Origin of the sequence: Streptomyces sp. CA-251247, from assembly GCF_050952975.1 — a bacterium.
GTDB lineage: Bacteria > Actinomycetota > Actinomycetes > Streptomycetales > Streptomycetaceae > Streptomyces > Streptomyces achmelvichensis.
Genome location: NZ_CP191861.1, coordinates 5,905,757 through 5,922,319, shown reverse-complemented (window position 1 = coordinate 5,922,319; position 16,563 = coordinate 5,905,757). Strand labels below are relative to the sequence as shown.

Below are 16,563 nucleotides of genomic sequence, written 5' to 3'. Positions count from 1 at the left end.
CGAGTGACCGATCGGCCCTGACGTCGTTCCCCCGTACGGGGGAGGACAAATCTGATCAGAACCGAGGTGACACCATGGTGGCCCCGCCGGACAACGATGTGATCTGGGCACGCTCCCTGCACCACGCACACAGCGGCTCCCCCGCGCTGGCAGGTGTCTCGCTGGGGGTGCGGGAAGGCGAGATCCTCGCCGTGAGCGGCCCGCGCGGCAGCGGGAAGACGACACTGCTGCAGTGTCTGTCGGGCCAACTCGTCCCGCACGAGGGCGAGGTGTGGTTCAACAGCTCCCCCGTGCACACCCTGGCCCCGATCCAGCGGGAGCGGCTGCGCCGTGAGCGGTTCGGCTGGATCGACCCGGAACCGACCCTGGTGCCCGAGCTGACGGCATGGGAGAACGCCGCACTGCCGCTGCTGCTGCGCGGCACCTCCCACCGCAAGGCCAAGAAGGCCGCGACGGAGTGGCTGGAGCGACTCGACATCGGCGCGTGCGCGCGTAAGCGTCCCCGCGCCCTGGATCAGGCGCAACGGCAGCGGATCGCCACCGCCCGGGCACTCGTCAGCGAGCCGTCCGTGCTGTTCGCGGACGAGCCGACGGCCACGCTGCACCGGGCCGAGCGCGCCCAGGTGCTCCGTACGATCACGGCGGCGGCACGCTCGCACCGGATCACAGTGGTGCTCGCGACGCACGACACGGAGGTGGCGGCGCTCGCGGACCGTTCGATCTCGCTCCTGGACGGCCGTCGCGTCAACTCCCTGACGGCCGAGGCGGAAGGCCGGGCCGAGTGCTCGCTCTCCGTCTAGCCCGCGGCTCCCACCCCCTGGCCCTGCTGCGCCGGCTGCTGGTGGCCGCGGCCTCGGCGGGGGTGGGTTTCCTGCTGCTGTGCACGCTGTCGTACGCGCTCGCCCACCCCGGCTCGGCCGCTTCCGTCGCCCGCCTCACCTGGTGTCTGATCCCGCTCGCCGCGACGGTGCACTTCGCCGTGGCCGTGGCCCGCGCGGATCCGAGCACCCGGCCGCGGCCCGGCCTCTCCGCGATCGGCCTCGGACCGGGCCGGCTGGCGGCGCTCGCCGCCGTCTCCACGGCCATGTCCGGCGCCCTCGGCAGCATGGTCGCGATGCTCTTCTTCCTGCATCTGCGGGGCGACCTGACCGGGCTGCCGTTCGACGGGGCCGCCTCCGAGCTGCTGGCCGCCGACCGGCCGCTGCCCCTGGCGGCCATGCTGATGCTGCTGGCGATCGCGCCGCTGAGCGCGACGGCCGCGACGGCGCTGACCCTGCGTCCCCGGCGGACGCCGACGGGCCTCGACCCGGAGCCCGTCGACGAGCCCACGGGCCCGCCGGGAGGCCTGCCCTGGGGCTGCGCGCTGACCACGGCAGGACTGGCCATCGAGACCTACACGGCCCGGACCAGCCCCGGTTCGTCCTTCCCGCTCGCCGGTTCCTTCGAGTCCAACCCGGTCGGCGTCCTCGCCGGCTGGACGCTCACCGCCCTCGGCCTCGCCCTCGCCGGGCCGGCCATCACCCACTTCTGCGGCCGCCTCCTCCAGACCCTGCGGCCCGGCGCGATCCGGCTGCTCGCCGGACGGACACTGATGGACGAGGCCCGCGGCATCGGCCGTCCGCTGGGGGTGGTGTCCGCGGTCGCGTCGGCGGTGATCACGGCCTCGACGCTCTACGAGTCGGGCCCGCGCCCCTTCGGCCCGCTCACCGGACTGGGCGCCGCGCTGGTCATCGCGTGCACGACGGCGACCCTGCTGACCTCGGTGGCCGAGTCCCGCCACGCCCGCTCGATCACCACCGCGAACCTCCGCAAGCTCGGCACCCCCGCGGCCATGCTCCGTGCGGCGGCCGGACTGCGCCTGGCAGCCCTGCTGTTGGTCTTCGGTCCTCTGACCTGGACCGTGGCGACGCTGGCGGCGATCCCGCTCTCGGGCTGAGCCCACCGGGCCGCCGGGGTTCGCCGGCGGCCGTGCAGGGGGTGGGGCCGCCGTCCCGGCCCCACCCCCTATCGTGGCCGCATGGCGCACGGATCAGAGCCCGACTGCAGCGGGCACAGCAACGACCGCGAGATCGAGACCATCGAAGAGTTCGACGACGTCGTCGGGCACGGCTCCCTCGCCGGCTACCGCGTCCAGTCCGTCGATCTGACGGACCGCACATTCCCGCTCCTGTCCCTCGACTGCACCGGCGCCGTGTTCCTCGGCTGCCCGATGGAGCCCGACGCGGCCGTCAAGGTCCGCGCCGAGGGCGCGCTCGTCTTCCCGCCCGTGCCCCATCTCCCCTTCGACCCGTACCGCGGGCTGCTCTACACCGCGGACGAACTCTTCGCGGAGCTCGTCCGGGGCGGCTACGAGGCCACACCCGACGCCCGCGCGTACGCCTGGTTCCAGGAGACCAAGGCCGACCGCGACATCTTCGCCTCGATGCTCCGCGCGGTACACGACGACGCGATCTCCGACGCCCTGGACGAACACCTCGTGGGCGCCCGCGTGGTGGGGGTGATGGGCGGTCACGCGATGGCCCGCGGCACCGCCGCGTACGAGGGCGCAGCGCGCCTCGGCCGGGCGCTCACCCGCTCCGGGTTCACGGTCGCCACCGGCGGCGGTCCGGGCGCGATGGAGGCCGCGAACCTCGGTGCGTACGCCGCACCTCACCGCGACGAAATGCTGCCGGAGGCGCTCGAACTCCTCGCCAAGACACCCTCGTTCGTCCCGTCCGTCTCGGACTGGGCCGGCGCCGCCCTCGACATCCGTGACCGCTGGCCGGGCGGCGGGGACTCCGTCGGCATCCCGACCTGGTTCTACGGTCACGAGCCGCCGAACGCTTTCGCCGGACACATCGCCAAGTACTTCGCCAACGCCACCCGTGAGGACGGCCTCCTGGCACGGTCCAACGCGGGGGTGATCTTCCTGCCGGGCGCCGCGGGCACGCTCCAGGAGATATTCGACAACGCGACGCCCAATTACTACGAGTCCCGCGGCGAACCGACCCCGATGGTCCTCGTGAACACGGCGCACTGGACGGAGAAGCTGCCGGCCTGGCCACTGCTCCAGGCTCTCGCGGCCGGCCGCTCGATGGAGTCCCGTATCGCCCTCGTCGAATCCGTGGAGGAGGCACCGGCCGCACTGGCACGGCTCGGCGGCGGCCTTCCGTAGTCGGCGAGCACTCCCCGGAGCCCGCGAAGGCTCCCGAGGGTCGCGAACGCCTCGAAGGTCTCGAAGCACAAGGCACCGAAAAGCAACGCCATCCGCCGAAATCACGTCTGGCAGTCCAGCCGGAGAGCTGAACCGACCGACGTGAATGGAGCCCTTGGTGCTGATCGGCCTTCTGACCGCTGTCGCGGCCTCGATCTGTTACGGCACGGGGTCGGTGCTGCAAGCCGTCGGTTCCCGCAAGTCCGCGCGGCGCGAGGCGGCCGCGGCCGGCGTCACCCAGCACGGCGGCCCCAATCTGTCGTCCACCGCGAAAGCCGCGATGACCTGGGAGTTCATCGTCGGCACCATCCTGGACTTCGTGGGCTTCGGGCTCGGCGCCCTCGCCGCGCGGATGCTTCCGCTGTTCCTCTCGCAGACCGTCATCAGCGCCAACCTGGTGATCACGGCCGTGCTCAGCGTGAAGCTGCTCGGCATCCGGCTGAACCGCGCCGAGTGGACGTCGATCGCCGTCGTCTGCTCGGCCCTGGTGCTGCTCGCCACGGCGGCGGGCCCGGAAGGCAGCGGTCACACCCCCATCGCCACGCACTGGTGGCTGCTGGCGATCTCGCTGCTGCTGATGGTCGGTGGCACCGTGGCCGTACGGCTCCTCGGAGCGCGCGCCGCGATCCTGGCGGGTCTGCTGTCCGGCCTCGGCTTCGGCGCGCTCGGGGTCGGGGTACGCATTCTGAACGGCATCGACCCCTTCGACCTGGGTGCGCTGCTCACGGACCCCGCGCTCTACGCGATCCTCGTCGCCGGCATCGGCGGCATGTATCTGCACACGGTCGCCCTGCAGATCGGCTCGGTGAACGGTGCGACGGCGGCGCTGGTGGTCGGCGAGACCGTGCTGCCCGGCATGATCGGCGTCCTGTGGCTGGGCGACACCTCCCGGCCCGGCTTCGCCTGGGTGGCGATGACCGGCTTTCTGCTGGCGGTGGCCGGCGCGGTGGCGGTGGCCTGGTTCGGCGCTCCCGAGGCGCACGGGGCGACCGGGCAGGAACCGGAGCAGCTGCCCGAGGACCCGGAGCAGGCGGTGGGACCAGACCGGCTGGCCCACAGCGGGCCGGTGCGGTGAATGCGGCCCCGGCCTACACGGTGGGCAGGGAGAGGCCGGCGGCGGTGGCGTACGAGGGGTTCTGGTGGGTGTAGTCCACCGGCTTGAGCTTCCCGGACCTGGCTGCGGCCTGAAGGTCGGCGGGATAGGGCTCGTCGACCAGTGCGTAGGACGTACCGCCGTACAGGTAGCCGTGCGCGTACGGGGCCGTGAGGTTCACATCGCTGGTGCTGGGCAGCGAGGTCCCCGCCGGCCCGAGCGGTGCGAGCAGCCGGGTCCGGAGGGTCGCCTCCCCGTGGGGTCAGCCCAGCACCACGACGTCGTCGGCGGCGAAGACCACACCCACCTCGGCACCCTCGTGCGGAGCGTCGGCCGGTGCGCACTCGGCCTCCAGCGGCGGGCCGTCGACCGGCCGAAGCCGCAGGACGACATGGTTCCCGCGGAAGGAACGGCTCGCGACCGTGCAGCGCATTCCGTCACCGGCGTCCGTGAGGCGTACGCCCGTGGGCCGTACCAGCAGCCGGCCCTCGCCCTGAGGCGAACCGTCGGGGACCGGGATCTTCCCCCACGGGGTGTCCGCGGCCGTGCCGCTGACCGTTGCGGCCACCACGTTGTCGAAGCCGAGGAAGCGGGCCACGAACGCGTCGGCCGGCTTCTGCCAGACCTCCAGCGGTGTGCCCGCCTGCGCGATCCGGCCCTCCCGCATGACCACGACCCGGTCGGCGAGTGCGAAGGCCTCGCCCTGGTCGTGGGTGACCGCGAGCACGGTGGTGCCCAACCGGCCGAACAGCCCGCGGAGTTCGACGACCAGGCGCTCGCGCAGACCGCGGTCCAGCTGGCCGAGCGGTTCATCCAGCATCAGCAGCCGCGGCTCGGGCGCGAGGGCACGGGCGAGCGCGACCCGCTGCTGCTCACCGCCCGAGAGCGAGGCGATGGCGCGGCCCTGCGCACCGGGCAGCCCGACCATCTCCAGCAACTGCGCGACGCGACGCTCCTGTTCGGCTCGCGCGACGCCGTGCATCCGCAGCCCGAAGGTGACATTGCCGCCGACGTCGCGCTGCGGGAAGAGCTGGTGGTCCTGGAACATCAGGCCGACCCCGCGCCGGTGCACGGGCACTCCCGCCTGGTCCGTGCCGGAGAGCAGCACCCGCCCCGAGTCCGCGCTCTGCAACCCCGCGACGATCCGCAGCAGTGTCGACTTGCCGCTGCCGCTGGGGCCCAGCACGCACACGATCTCGTGCTCCGTGACCTCCAGGTCCACGGCGTCGAGCGCCGTATGGGTCCCGAACCGTACGGTCACGTCCTCGAGTCGCAGCAAGGCCATCAGAACTCCCCGGCGGATCGGTCGACGGGCGCACCCCGGGACGAGGTCCGGGGGCGCATCCTCTCCAGCAGCAGCAGCGCGGACGCGCACACCACCATCAATATCGTGCTCAGGGCCATCGCCTGACCGTAGTTGAGCTCACCCGGCCGGCCGAGGAGCCGGGCCACGGCCACCGGCAGCGTCGGGTTGTCCGGCCGCGCGATGAAGACGGTCGCGCCGAACTCGCCGAGGGACACGGCGAAGGCGAAGCCCGCGGCGATCAGCAACGCCCGGCGCACCAGCGGCAGATCGACCTCGCGCCACACCCGCAGCGGGGACGCGCCGAGCACGGCGGCGGCCTCGCGCAGCCGTCCGTCCACGGCCCGCAGGACGGGCAGCATGATCCGTACGACGAAGGGGACGCCGACCAGGGCCTGGGCCAGCGGCACCAGGATCCACGACGCCCGCAGGTCCAGCGGCGGTTCGTCGAGCGTGATCAGGAAGCCGAAGCCCACGGTCACGGCCGAGACCCCGAGGGGCAGCATCAGCAGGGCGTCGAACCCCCGGACCAGCCGGCCCGCCCTGCGGGTGAGCGCGGCCGCGGCGAGGCCGCCGACGATCACGGCGATGCCGGTCGCGACGAGCGCGTACTCCAGGGAGTTCCACACCGCCTCGACGGGCGGCACGAGGAAGGTGCCGCCGGACGCGTCGAGGGAGCCGAGCGCCCGGTAGTAGTCGAAGCCGTAGCCTCCGGGCCCGTCGAGGGAGCGCTCGACGAGGACGCCGAGCGGGACGAGCAGGAGCAGCACGATGGTGGCCAGCACCCCGCCGAGCAGGGCCCACTGGCCCGCGCCGCGCGGGCGGCGCGCGGTCCGTGCCGGGTCCACGAGCCGCAGCGCGGCCTCCCGGCGCCGGACCGTCCACGCGTGCACGGCGAGGACGATGCCGACCGCGGCGAACTGGACGAGGGTCAGCACGGCAGCCGTCGACAGGTCCAGCAACTGGGCGGTCTGCCGGTAGATCTCCACCTCCAGGGTGGAGTACGACGGTCCGCCGAGGATCTGGACGACACCGAAGGAGGTGAAGGTGAAGAGGAAGACCATCAGGGCCGCCGCCGCCAGGGCGGGCGCGAGCGCCGGCAGCGTGACGCGCCGCCAGGCGGCGAAGCGTCCCGCGCCCAGTACCCGCGCTGCCTCCTCCTGCCGCGGGTCGAGCTGTGCCCACAGCCCGCCCACCGTGCGCACGACGACGGCGTAGTTGAAGAAGACATGCGCGAGGAGGATGGCCCACACGGTGGTGTCCAGCCGGATGCCCCACAGCTCGTCGAGGAGCCCGCCGCGACCGAGCAGCGCCAGGAACGCGGTGCCGACGACGACGGTCGGCAGCACGAACGGCACCGTGACCGCCGCTCGCAGCGCCCCCTTACCGGGGAAGTCGAACCGCGCGAAGACATACGCGCCGGGCAGCGCGATCAGCAGCGTGAGCGCGGTGGACGCCAGCGCCTGCCAGGTGGTGAACCAGAGCACGCGCTGCATGTCGGCGCGGCCGAGCACCTCACCGATCCGCCCGAACTGCCAGACGCCGTCGATCTCCAGGCCGCGTCCGACGATGGCGACGACGGGGTAGGCGAAGAAGAGCGCGAAGAACGCGACGGGCACGGCCATCAGGCCGAGCCGCGTCGCGCTCCCGCGCAGCGCGGTGCCGCGGGCCCCCGGCCCGCGGTCCGTTGCCCCGTGGTCGGGCTTCGTTACTTCACTACGAGTGAGGACCACGACTGAACCCACTGCTCACGGTTCTCGGCGATCTTGTCGGGGGCGACGGTCTCCGGCTCGTCGACGACCGCGCCGAACGTGGTGAACAGCTCGGGCAGCTTCGCCCCCTCGACCACCGGGTTGACGAACATGTTCAGCGGCATGTCCTCCTGGAACTGCCGGGAGACCAGGAAGTCCAGCAGCGCCTTGCCGCCCTCTTCGTTCTTCGCGCCGTCGAGCAGTCCGGCGAACTCGATCTGACGGAAGCAGGTACCCGTGGCGACACCCGTGGGCGCCTCCTTCGGCTGCGGCTTCGCGAACAGCACCTCGACCGGCGGGCTGGAGGCGTACGAGACGACGAGCGGCCGGTCCGCCTTGGCCTTCTTGCCGCCGGCCGAGCCGGAGAACTCCTCGTTGTACGCCTGCTCCCAGCCGTCGACGACCTTCACGCCGTTGGCCTTGAGCTTCTTCCAGTAGTCCTGCCAGCCGGCGTCGCCGTACTTCCCGACGCTGCCGAGCAGGAAGCCGAGGCCGGGCGAGGACGTCGCCGCGTTCTCGGTCACGAGCAGGTTCTTGTACGCGGGCTTGATCAGGTCGTCGAACGACTGCGGCGGCGCCAGCTTCTTGTCCGCGAAGTACTTCTTGTCGTAGTTGACGCAGATGTCGCCGGTGTCGACCGGCGTGACACGGTGCTTGTCCTTGTCGAGCTGCACCTCGGCCCGCACCTGGCCGAGGCCCTTGGCCTCGTACGGCGTGAAGAGACCGTTGTCGAGCGCACGGGAGAGCAGGGTGTTGTCGACGCCGAAGAAGACGTCGCCCTGCGGGGAGCCCTTGGTCAGGATCTCCTTGTTGAGCGCGGCGCCCGCGTCACCGCTCTTGAGCACCTTGACCGTGTAGCCGGTCTGCCGGGTGAACTCCTTCAGCACGGCGTCGGACGCGGCGAAGGAGTCGTGGCTGACGAGGGTCACGGTCTTGGACTTCGTGCCGCCGGACGAGGAGTCCTCGGACTCTCCGCCGCAGGCCGCGAGGGTACTCACGCCTATCGCCGCGGCCAGCGCGGTGACCGTGATCTTCCTGGTGGTGCTCACTGAATTCCTCCTGGGGGTGACCAGGAAGAGACGCGGCCCTGCCCGGTCTCCGAGGAGATCCGGGCAGGGCGCAACAGCTTGAGTAGCGACCGAACTTCCTACCCAGAATGACCTGGGCAAGGTTCAGAGGGTCTGCGGCCTGACGGTGCCGCACTCTCAGCGCTGTGGCGCTCCCCTGTCGGAATATGAAAATGTCCGAGCCCAGCCTACAAGGTCACCGCTCGGAGGCAGCGAGCTGTCCACAGGCGCCGTCGATCTCCTGACCACGGGTGTCACGGACGGTCACCGGAACACCATGGGCGGCGATCGCCTCGACGAACGCCTTCTCGTCCTCGGGACGGGAGGCGGTCCACTTGGACCCGGGCGTCGGGTTGAGCGGAATCAGGTTCACATGGACCCGCTTGCCCTTGAGCAGCCGGCCCAGCAGATCACCGCGCCACGCCTGGTCGTTGATGTCGCGGATCATCGCGTACTCGATGGAGATGCGGCGACCCGACTTCTCGGCGTACTCCCAGGCGGCGTCCAGCACCTCACGCACCTTCCAGCGCGTGTTCACCGGGACGAGCGTGTCGCGCAGCTCGTCGTCCGGGGCGTGCAGGGAGACGGCGAGACGGCACTTGAAGCCCTCGTCGGCGAAGCGCAGCATCGCGGGCACGAGACCGACGGTCGACACGGTGATTCCGCGCTGCGACAGCCCGAGCCCGTCCGGCTCGGGGTCGGTGAGCCGCCGTACGGCGCCGACGACGCGCTTGTAGTTCGCGAGCGGCTCGCCCATCCCCATGAAGACGATGTTCGACAGCCGCGCGGGACCCCCCGGGACCTCGCCGTCGCGCAGGGCACGCATGCCGTCGACGATCTGGTGGACGATCTCGGCGGTCGACAGATTGCGGTCGAGCCCGGCCTGCCCGGTGGCACAGAAGGGACAGTTCATACCGCAGCCGGCCTGCGACGAGATGCACATGGTGACGCGGTCCGGGTAGCGCATCAGCACGGACTCGACGAGCGTCCCGTCGTGCAGACGCCACAGGGTCTTACGGGTGGTGTCGTCGTCACAGGAGATGTGCCGCACGACGGACATCAGGTCGGGCAGCAGCTCGGAGGCGAGCTTCTCGCGCGAGGCGGCCGGGATGTCGGTCCACTGGGCGGGTTCATGGGCGAACCGCGCGAAGTAGTGCTGCGAGAGCTGCTTGGCGCGGAAGGGCTTCTCGCCGATCGCGGCGACGGCGTCCTTGCGCTCGGCGGGCGTGAGGTCGGCGAGGTGCCGCGGGGGCTTCTTGGCTCCGCGGGGCGCGACGAAAGTGAGTTCTCCGGGCTTGGGCATGGTGGTACCAGTGTCGCAGACGGGTTGCCGTGCCCCGGCTGGTCGCCCGCGGAGGAGGACGGCACGCTCCATCGGCCGGCAAGGCCCGTCCTCAGGCGGCCCACGGACGGCCCGGCTCCCGGTGCGTCGGCGCCGACACGGCCGCGGACGCTCCGACGCGCAAGGCGGCGATCGAGCAGTCGCGGCCGGCTGGGAGGGAGTCCCGGATGCGGGCTTGAAACTGCCGCAGCGGCAGCCTCTACCGTCCTGACCAGGGCCGGAGAGACTGGCCCAATGAGCCGGCGAGGGAGGCGGGAGATGGCCTGGCCGATCGCGGAGGTCGCCCGGATGTCGGGTGTGACGGCACGGACGCTTCGGCACTACGACGAGGTCGGCCTACTGCCGCCTGCGTGGATCGGCACGAACGGGCACCGCTACTACGAGGAGAGCCTGCTGCTGCGGCTCCAGCAGATCCTCGTGCTGCGGGCGCTGGGCCTGGGTCTGCCCGAGATCGGCCGGGCCTGGCCGCGTACCAGCGCGACGCCATCGAGGCATACGTCACCGCTCGCCTGAGCTGAAGCGGACAGCCGTCGGGCGCCGGGGTGGGCGCCCCGGGCCCGACAGGCACGCGAGCCCCGCGGACACGCGAGAAGGCCAGATCGCACCCCCGTACGACCTGGCCTTCTCTCCGGTGAGCCGACCGTCCGCTCAGCAGACAGGCACTCCCGGGACCTGGTTGTCCGGCGAGCTCAGGTAGATGTTGGTCATATAGCCGCCGTACTGCGGCAGGTACGCCCACCAGTCGTTGAGGTAGGGCGGCACGCTGACCTGCTGGCCGCGCTTCTGGCAGCCGACGAGGACTTCCACCCCGGCCGGGAGCGTGGTGAGCGGCGATGCCGCGGTGGTCGCCTGGGTGCGGAGCCGGACGCCGCTGCCCCAGGTGCCGATCCAGGTGCCCGCCGGGCGGGAGGCGCCGGGCACGTTGAGCGAGCGGGTCAGCCGGCCCAGGTCGGTGTAGGCCTTGCCGTACGCGGTGCCGCTCGGGTGCAGGGTGTACGCGGCCACGATGGAACGGTCACCGGAGCCGACGACGCCCGTCGTGTGCAGCGCAGGGCGGGACAGGTCCACGGCGTTGATCCCCGCGGCCGACCGGACGGCGGCCGCCGCCGCGCCCGTCTGCCTGCCGGCGCCGGCCGGTGCCTTCGCCGCCAGGCCCGCGGGTGCCGTGCAGCCGCCCGAGCTGAAGCCCGACCAGCCCTGCTTCACGGCCCAGGGGCGGTTGAAGGCCCCGGCGATACCGAAGTGCTGATCGTAGCCGTCGGTGGCGCAGCGGGTCGACTGACGCAGGTTGCCCATCATGTAGTCGCGTACGGACGCCGGGGCGGAGTCCAGCAGATAGCGGTAGATCTTCACGGTGTCGCGGGCCGACAGAGCCGTGTAGCCCCAGAATCCGGGGTGGCTCGCCGGGGGCCGGGCGGTGTCGGTGAGGCCGAGGCGCGGCACCATGCGGTCGATGATGGCGCCGCCGCCGTTGTTCGCCCAGAACGTGCTGGCCGCGTTGTCGTCGCTGCTTCGCAGCATCGCGTCGACACGCGCGCGGTCGGTCGCCGAGAGGTCGCCGGGCTGGCGGTTCCACAGCAGATCCAGGGCGATGAGCAGCTTCACCACGGACGCCGACCGGAACTGGCCGGCGCTGTTCACCTGCTCGGTGAAGGTGCCCGTCTGCCGGTCGAAGACCGCGACACCGGCCGTGACCCCCGCGGGCACTTCGACCTGGGCCGCGCGGGGCGCCGGCTTCTCGGGCGGCGCGGCGGACGCCGCCGAGGTGGTGGACATCAGCGCCGCCAGGCCCACCGACAGCAGCCCGGCCCAGGTGGCGCGGCGGGTACGGGATCCCGGGGCTCTCGTGTCCCCGGTACGGCGTGAGCGGCGTGGCAGAGCGCGGACGAGTCCGGATCCGAGATGACGAGCCATGGTGGTGGTACCTCCGAGAGGTGAAGCCGACGCCGGCCCGAGGGCGGAATCGGGGGAAGGAGTGTTCGCGGGGTCGGGAGCGCCGCAGCGGGCGGGGCCGCTAGGAATGTCGTGGGCGGGACCGCTCGGACCGTCGAGGGCGAGGCCCTGCGCGCGATCAATGGCAGCGCCGCCCGAGCGGCGGAGCCGGCCCGCGTCGTACCGAGGTGTCACGGCCCGTAGCACTGGGGGACGCCGGGCAGCCAGTTGTCCGGGTGCGAGATCCAGTAGCTCGCCATCCACCCGTCGAAGCCCCGGGTCCGGTTCTCCACGAAGACCCAGTTCGGGTTGGTGCCGACCGTCTCGCCCCGCGTCTGGCACGTCACTTCGAGCTGGTCGCCCGGCTGCGCCTGGCCGATCACCCGCGGGCAGTTGCCGGGCGAGGGGAATTCGGGGCAGCGGAAGCCCGGGGCCGAGTCCTTGCGGACGTTCACATCCGTCGCCCAGGTGGTGAAGACCGCGCCCGCGGGCCGCTGTTCGGCAGTCGCCTGGGCGGGCGCGGCGCCCACCGTCATGGCGAGCGCGCACAACACCGCCGCCGCGCCGCCCAGACGGGCGCCGCGCCTCGCTGACTTGTTCAACATGTCGTCCCCTTCGGACCGTTCGGACGCGTGCCCATCACGGGTTCGTGGTCGGTCAGGTGCGTCGTCCGCACCACCGGGTGGACGGGCTCACACGCCGCGCCGTATGAGGACGGGGCAGAGAAACATTTGCTGCCGGGACGGTCATACGCCGAGGCGCCGAGTCCCGTCTGTGAGGCGGAAGCGGATGCCCCGGGCCGCGAGCGACGAGCCCGGTTCTGACCTGACGAGGGGTTCACCATGATGTGGTCACGCAAGAGCACGGACCGGCGCGGCAGCACGATCGCCCGCCGCGGACTGCGCGCGGCGGGGGTGGCCGCGGTCATTCCGACGGCGTTCCTGATGGGGGCCCAGCCCGCCGCGGCCCACCCTCCGTCGGGTTCGGTCCACGTGTGGGGCAGTGACGTGCGGGTGCGCAGCTGCCAGAGCACGTCGTGCGACCTCGCCACGACGGAACGGCTCACCAATGTGCGGGTCAAGGCGTACTGCCAGATCGACAACGGTGAGAAGGGCCGGGTGACCGACGGCGCCTACACCAACACCTACTGGGTGCAGGTCATCACGCCCGGCAGGACCCTTGGCTGGATCTCCGCCGTGTACGTCAGCGGCGGCAGCAACAACGGCCCGGTGCCCGGCGCCCCGGTGGACTCGCCGAGCAACCCGACCATCGACTGCGAGTACATCTGACCTGCGCCGCGCCTCTGCGCGGTGAGCAACACGTGCCCCCGGTAACGCCGTTCACGGCGGAGCCGGGGGCAACTTCGTGTCCCGGTCCGTCATATGGCGTGGCGCCGCATCCGGTCTCACAGGCAGAGCCCCACACCTGCATACCAAGGAGTCCACCATGTTCCAGCGCAGCGCCCGTCTCACCGCCGCCGGTCTCGCGGCCGGCACCGCCCTCGCCCTGTTCGGCGGGGCCGGTGCCTCCCAGGCGGCCCCCAGCATCTCCCAACCGGCTCCCAGCACCGTTCAGGCCTCCTCGATCCTGCAGCCGAACAGCAACATCAGAACCGGGCCCGGTACGTCGTACAGGATCCTCAACACCAGCGGGCCGGAGGGAGCCACCGGAGTGGCGAAGTGCTACGCGCGCGGTGAGCGCGTCACGGCCGGCGGCTACACGACGAACGTCTGGTACCAGGTCACTGTCCACTTCCCCGGGCACACGTACTACTTCGTGTGGGCCTGGGGCGGCAACGTCAACGTCGGCGCCGACCCCGCCCCCGGCATGGAGGTCTGCCCCGCCTGATCTCACCCGTCACGTAGTTCGCCCCCGGCACCGTGTCCAACGGTTCCGGGGGCGAAGTGTCCTACGTACAGCGGTTGTTCAGCAGTTCGGCAGACCGGTGTCCGGCTCGTCGTCGCCACCGCCGACGAGGAAGATCTCGCTCATGTACGACGACGGCGCCATGCCCATGGCCGGAGTCTTGATCCACCAGGTGTGCCAGTAGCCGCCGTAGGTGGCACGGCCGCCCTTGACCTGGCAGACGGCCCGGATGAACCCGTCGTTCGGGGACTTCGCGCTCACCGGTGCATTCGGATCGGGGGCCGAGCGCAGATTGATGTCGGTCCCCCACATCGGGCACTTGTAGGTGCCCGGGTAGCCGGGGTAGGGGGTGCAGGGCGCGGAGTCGGCGGCCTGCGCGGGTGCGGTGAAACCGGGAGCGAGGAGCATCACGGCGGCCAGAGCTGCCGCCGCGATGCCCCTCGAACCGGCTTTGGTACCGGTCAGCACGTGGGAACGCCCGGCAGCCAGGCGTCCTTGTGGTCGATGTAGATGTTGGTGATGAAGCCGCCGAGCGCCGGGATGTAGGCCCAGGCGTCGTTGCTGTATCCCTCGGCGGTGACCATGTCGCCGCGCTTCTGGCACGTGACGTTGACGGGGGTCGGCCCGGTCAGGGTGCGGACGACGGCCGCGTTCAGCTTGGCGTCGGTCCGCACGCGTACGGAGGTGCCCCAGGTGGTGAAGTTGGTGCCGGGGTTGCTCCCGCCCGGGGTGCACGGCAGGCTCACGCCGCGCTCCGCGAGATACGGGCCGGGGTTCATGCCGCGGGTGCTGGAGGTGGAGCTGTGGGCCTCGAAGTGGAGGTGCGGGCCGGTGGACTGGCCCTCGGAGCCCATCCGTGCGATCAGCTGGCCGCCGCTCACCCGCTGGTTGACGGACACGAGCCGCTCGTACATGTGGCCGTACTCGGTGACCGTGCCGTCGTCGTGCCTGATCCGGATCCACTGGCCGTAGCCACTGGCGGTGCCGGAGACGATGACGGTGCCCGCGCCGGTGGAGTAGATCGGCGTGCCCCGGGTGTTGGCGATGTCCACGCCGTCGTGGCCGGAGTGCCAGCCCTGCGTGACGGTGCCGGCGGTCGGGCAGGAACCGGCGTAGCCGGCGGGCTGGGCCGGCGCGGCCTCGGCCGTGGCGGCGGAGAGCGGGACCAGCGCGGACGCGACGGCCGCGGCTGCCAGCAGACCGAGTGACTTGGTGCGGTTGATCACGGGCATGGCGAATCTTCCTCCGAACAGGGATGGGAACAAGGTGGGTCGAGATTCAGTGACGCCGGCGGGCGTCGCTCAGCACTCCGGGACGCCGGGAAGCCAGGCGGCCGGGTCGTCGATGTAGATGTTCGAGATCCACGCCTTGTACGTGGGCAGGTACGACCAGACGTTGTTGGTGTAGCCCTCGGCGGTGACGCTCTCCCCGTAGGCCTGGCACAGGACGTCGACGGCCGTGGGGCCGGGCAGACGGGTCACCGGCGGCTTGCCCGTGCCGGCCTCCGGGCGCAGGCCCACGCCCGTGCCCCAGGTCATGAAGCGCTTGGTGTTCGCCGGAGGCTGCTCGTTGTTGGTGATGCGCAGAGCGCCCGCGTACTGGGCGTTCAGCCGTACGTCGCTGACCATCACCACGGTCCCGGACTCCCGGGCCTCGACCATCTTGCCGTTGCCGAGGTAGATGGCGATGTGGTGCACGGTGTCGTGATTACCGGGACTCGATGCCCACAGCAGCAGGTCGCCGGGCTGCAGCGGGGCGAGGCCCTGCGCGCGGGTGAAGCGGGCACTGGCACCGCTCCACTTGGCCTGGTTCCACGAGCCCTCGGGCAGCGCGATCCCCGCTCCCTGCCAGGCCGCGTACTGCACCAGGTGCGAGCAGTCGAAGCCCTTCACCTTGCTGTCGTGCGCACCGGGACCGCCGCCGGGATAGTCCTGGCCGAAGGTCGGGCCGTGGATCGAGCCTCCGCCCCAGGAGTACGGCACCCCCAGCTGCGAGCAGGCGGCGTTCACGATGGCCGCGGCCTGGGCGGACGCCCCGGTCAAAGGACGGCAGTCGGCGGCGGTCACGGTCCGGGCCTGCTGCGGTGAGTCGGCCACCGCCACGCCGGTGGTACCGACGGCGGCGAGCAGAACTCCGCCCGCCACCGTCACCAGCGTCCGATTCATGCGGCGCACGTGTGTTCCCCCTCGTTTCGGTTCCACTGCTTGCGGCTGAACTGAAGGCAGCATGCGATCCCGCCGCCCTCGTTCGTCGTAGCCGGTGCCGGTGCCGGTGCGCGGTTCGTGGCGCCGGCCTTCAGTGAGGGGACGGGATCGGGGACCGTTGTGTATGCGTCGAGAGCGGCACGAATTTTGGCGAGCCCCCGCATCCGGTTGCGCTGCACGGTTCCGCGGTGCGCGCCGAGCCGCTGACCTGCGACGTCGTGGCTCAGCCCTTCGAGATCGATGAGGATGACCGCGGCCGCCTCCTTGGGTGACAGATGCCGCAGGAGCGCGACCGTCACCGCCTCCGCCTCGCGTGAGGCGAGCCCGCCGTCCCAGCTCTGCTCGGGCAGCCGGTCGGTGCACCGCTCGCGCCGGGAGGGGTGCAGCCAGGCGTCGCGCAGCAGGTTCAGCGCGGCGGCGCAGGTGTAGGCGTACGGGTGCCGCTGGCGGGCCAGGGTCTGGGCGCGGGCGCGGCGGGACAGCCGCAGATACGTCTCCTGGAGCAGGTCGTCGGCGTCGTGCGGGTTGCCGGTCAGGGCCAGCAGCCGGCGGCGCAGCTTCGGCATCACGGCCGTGAAGGCCTCGTCGAACTCGGCGGCGGTCATCCGGTCGGCGCCCGCGAGGAGTTCGGGGGCGAGCTGCTCGGCGCGCTTGGTCTTCGGAGCGGTCGTCGTCGCCGCGTCCGGACGCACCGCGTTGGCTGCGGCGGTGGCGGTGGTCGTCCCCATGGGCTTCGAGACGGCGGTCTTCGTCGTCGCGGTGGTCGTCGTCGCGGTGGTCGGTGAAGGCGAGATGCAGGTGCTGCTTTCCAC

General features: G+C 71.7%; 17 protein-coding genes and 1 pseudogene. 7 read left to right on the top strand and 11 right to left on the bottom strand.

Features of this window, described 5'->3' with window-relative positions; genetic code table 11:
- The first annotated feature begins 74 nt into the window (after positions 1-74).
- The 4 genes from ACQPWZ_RS26415 (at position 75) to ACQPWZ_RS26400 (ending at position 4,268) form a co-directional block, all read left to right on the top strand.
- Positions 75-800, top strand: coding sequence for an ABC transporter ATP-binding protein (locus tag ACQPWZ_RS26415; protein WP_340475692.1), 726 nt, complete (start codon positions 75-77; stop codon positions 798-800).
- Positions 782-1,936, top strand: coding sequence for a hypothetical protein (locus tag ACQPWZ_RS26410; protein ID WP_433572536.1), 1,155 nt, complete (start codon positions 782-784; stop codon positions 1,934-1,936). Before ACQPWZ_RS26415 ends, ACQPWZ_RS26410 begins: the two co-directional genes overlap by 19 nt.
- 81 nt (positions 1,937-2,017) lie before the next feature.
- Positions 2,018-3,154: an LOG family protein gene (locus ACQPWZ_RS26405; protein ID WP_433572535.1), complete on the top strand. Its 1,137-nt coding sequence runs from the start codon at positions 2,018-2,020 to the stop codon at positions 3,152-3,154.
- Positions 3,155-3,311: 157 nt separating this feature from the next.
- Positions 3,312-4,268 (top strand): hypothetical protein, encoded by a 957-nt coding sequence (locus ACQPWZ_RS26400; RefSeq protein WP_340475689.1) that lies wholly within the window; start codon positions 3,312-3,314, stop codon positions 4,266-4,268.
- Positions 4,269-4,281: 13 nt separating this feature from the next.
- Here the strand turns inward: ACQPWZ_RS26400 and ACQPWZ_RS26395 are convergent, their stop codons facing one another.
- The 5 genes from ACQPWZ_RS26395 to rlmN form a co-directional block, all read right to left on the bottom strand.
- Positions 4,282-4,467, bottom strand: coding sequence for a hypothetical protein (locus tag ACQPWZ_RS26395; protein WP_433572534.1), 186 nt, complete (start codon positions 4,465-4,467; stop codon positions 4,282-4,284).
- 81 nt (positions 4,468-4,548) lie between these two features.
- Positions 4,549-5,571, bottom strand: a complete 1,023-nt coding sequence (locus tag ACQPWZ_RS26390) for an ABC transporter ATP-binding protein (RefSeq protein ID WP_433572533.1) — start codon at positions 5,569-5,571, stop codon at positions 4,549-4,551.
- The gene (locus ACQPWZ_RS26385; RefSeq protein WP_433572532.1) at positions 5,571-7,214 is read right to left on the bottom strand and encodes an ABC transporter permease; all 1,644 of its coding nucleotides are present in this window, start codon (positions 7,212-7,214) and stop codon (positions 5,571-5,573) included. The genes ACQPWZ_RS26390 and ACQPWZ_RS26385 overlap by 1 nt, the downstream gene beginning before the upstream one ends.
- Positions 7,215-7,297: 83 nt before the next feature.
- Positions 7,298-8,389 carry a thiamine ABC transporter substrate-binding protein gene (locus ACQPWZ_RS26380; protein ID WP_433572531.1) on the bottom strand — a complete coding sequence of 364 codons (1,092 nt, stop codon included), beginning with the start codon at positions 8,387-8,389 and terminating at the stop codon, positions 7,298-7,300.
- Between the two features lie 214 nt (positions 8,390-8,603).
- On the bottom strand, positions 8,604-9,710 hold the full coding sequence (gene rlmN / locus ACQPWZ_RS26375; protein ID WP_340475685.1) for a 23S rRNA (adenine(2503)-C(2))-methyltransferase RlmN: 1,107 nt from the start codon (positions 9,708-9,710) through the stop codon (positions 8,604-8,606).
- Positions 9,711-10,007: 297 nt separating this feature from the next.
- On the opposite strand from rlmN, the pseudogene ACQPWZ_RS26370 reads away from it, so the two are divergent.
- Positions 10,008-10,208, top strand: a pseudogene (locus ACQPWZ_RS26370) (MerR family transcriptional regulator); the annotation flags it as partial.
- Between the two features lie 189 nt (positions 10,209-10,397).
- Here ACQPWZ_RS26370 and ACQPWZ_RS26365 read toward each other — a convergent pair.
- Both ACQPWZ_RS26365 and ACQPWZ_RS26360 read right to left on the bottom strand, forming a co-directional pair.
- Positions 10,398-11,525 carry a hypothetical protein gene (locus tag ACQPWZ_RS26365; protein ID WP_433573871.1) on the bottom strand — a complete coding sequence of 376 codons (1,128 nt, stop codon included), beginning with the start codon at positions 11,523-11,525 and terminating at the stop codon, positions 10,398-10,400.
- Positions 11,526-11,872: 347 nt separating this feature from the next.
- Positions 11,873-12,286: an SH3 domain-containing protein gene (locus ACQPWZ_RS26360; RefSeq protein ID WP_405573119.1), complete on the bottom strand. Its 414-nt coding sequence runs from the start codon at positions 12,284-12,286 to the stop codon at positions 11,873-11,875.
- 237 nt (positions 12,287-12,523) lie between these two features.
- On the opposite strand from ACQPWZ_RS26360, the gene ACQPWZ_RS26355 reads away from it, so the two are divergent.
- On the top strand, positions 12,524-12,970 hold the full coding sequence (locus ACQPWZ_RS26355; RefSeq protein WP_433572530.1) for a hypothetical protein: 447 nt from the start codon (positions 12,524-12,526) through the stop codon (positions 12,968-12,970).
- 157 nt (positions 12,971-13,127) lie between these two features.
- Complete coding sequence (locus ACQPWZ_RS26350) at positions 13,128-13,529, top strand: hypothetical protein (protein WP_433572529.1); 402 nt, start codon at positions 13,128-13,130, stop codon at positions 13,527-13,529.
- 78 nt (positions 13,530-13,607) lie between these two features.
- Here ACQPWZ_RS26350 and ACQPWZ_RS26345 read toward each other — a convergent pair whose 3' ends face one another.
- From ACQPWZ_RS26345 to ACQPWZ_RS26330, 4 genes are all read right to left on the bottom strand, one after another.
- Positions 13,608-14,015, bottom strand: coding sequence for a hypothetical protein (locus ACQPWZ_RS26345; protein ID WP_340475681.1), 408 nt, complete (start codon positions 14,013-14,015; stop codon positions 13,608-13,610).
- Entirely contained in the window at positions 14,009-14,779 is a 771-nt protein-coding gene (locus tag ACQPWZ_RS26340) for a M23 family metallopeptidase (protein WP_340475680.1), read from the bottom strand. Before ACQPWZ_RS26340 ends, ACQPWZ_RS26345 begins: the two co-directional genes overlap by 7 nt.
- A gap of 69 nt (positions 14,780-14,848) precedes the next feature.
- Complete coding sequence (locus tag ACQPWZ_RS26335) at positions 14,849-15,712, bottom strand: NlpC/P60 family protein (protein ID WP_356699596.1); 864 nt, start codon at positions 15,710-15,712, stop codon at positions 14,849-14,851.
- Positions 15,709-16,563 carry an RNA polymerase sigma factor gene (locus ACQPWZ_RS26330; RefSeq protein ID WP_433572528.1) on the bottom strand — a complete coding sequence of 285 codons (855 nt, stop codon included), beginning with the start codon at positions 16,561-16,563 and terminating at the stop codon, positions 15,709-15,711. Before ACQPWZ_RS26330 ends, ACQPWZ_RS26335 begins: the two co-directional genes overlap by 4 nt.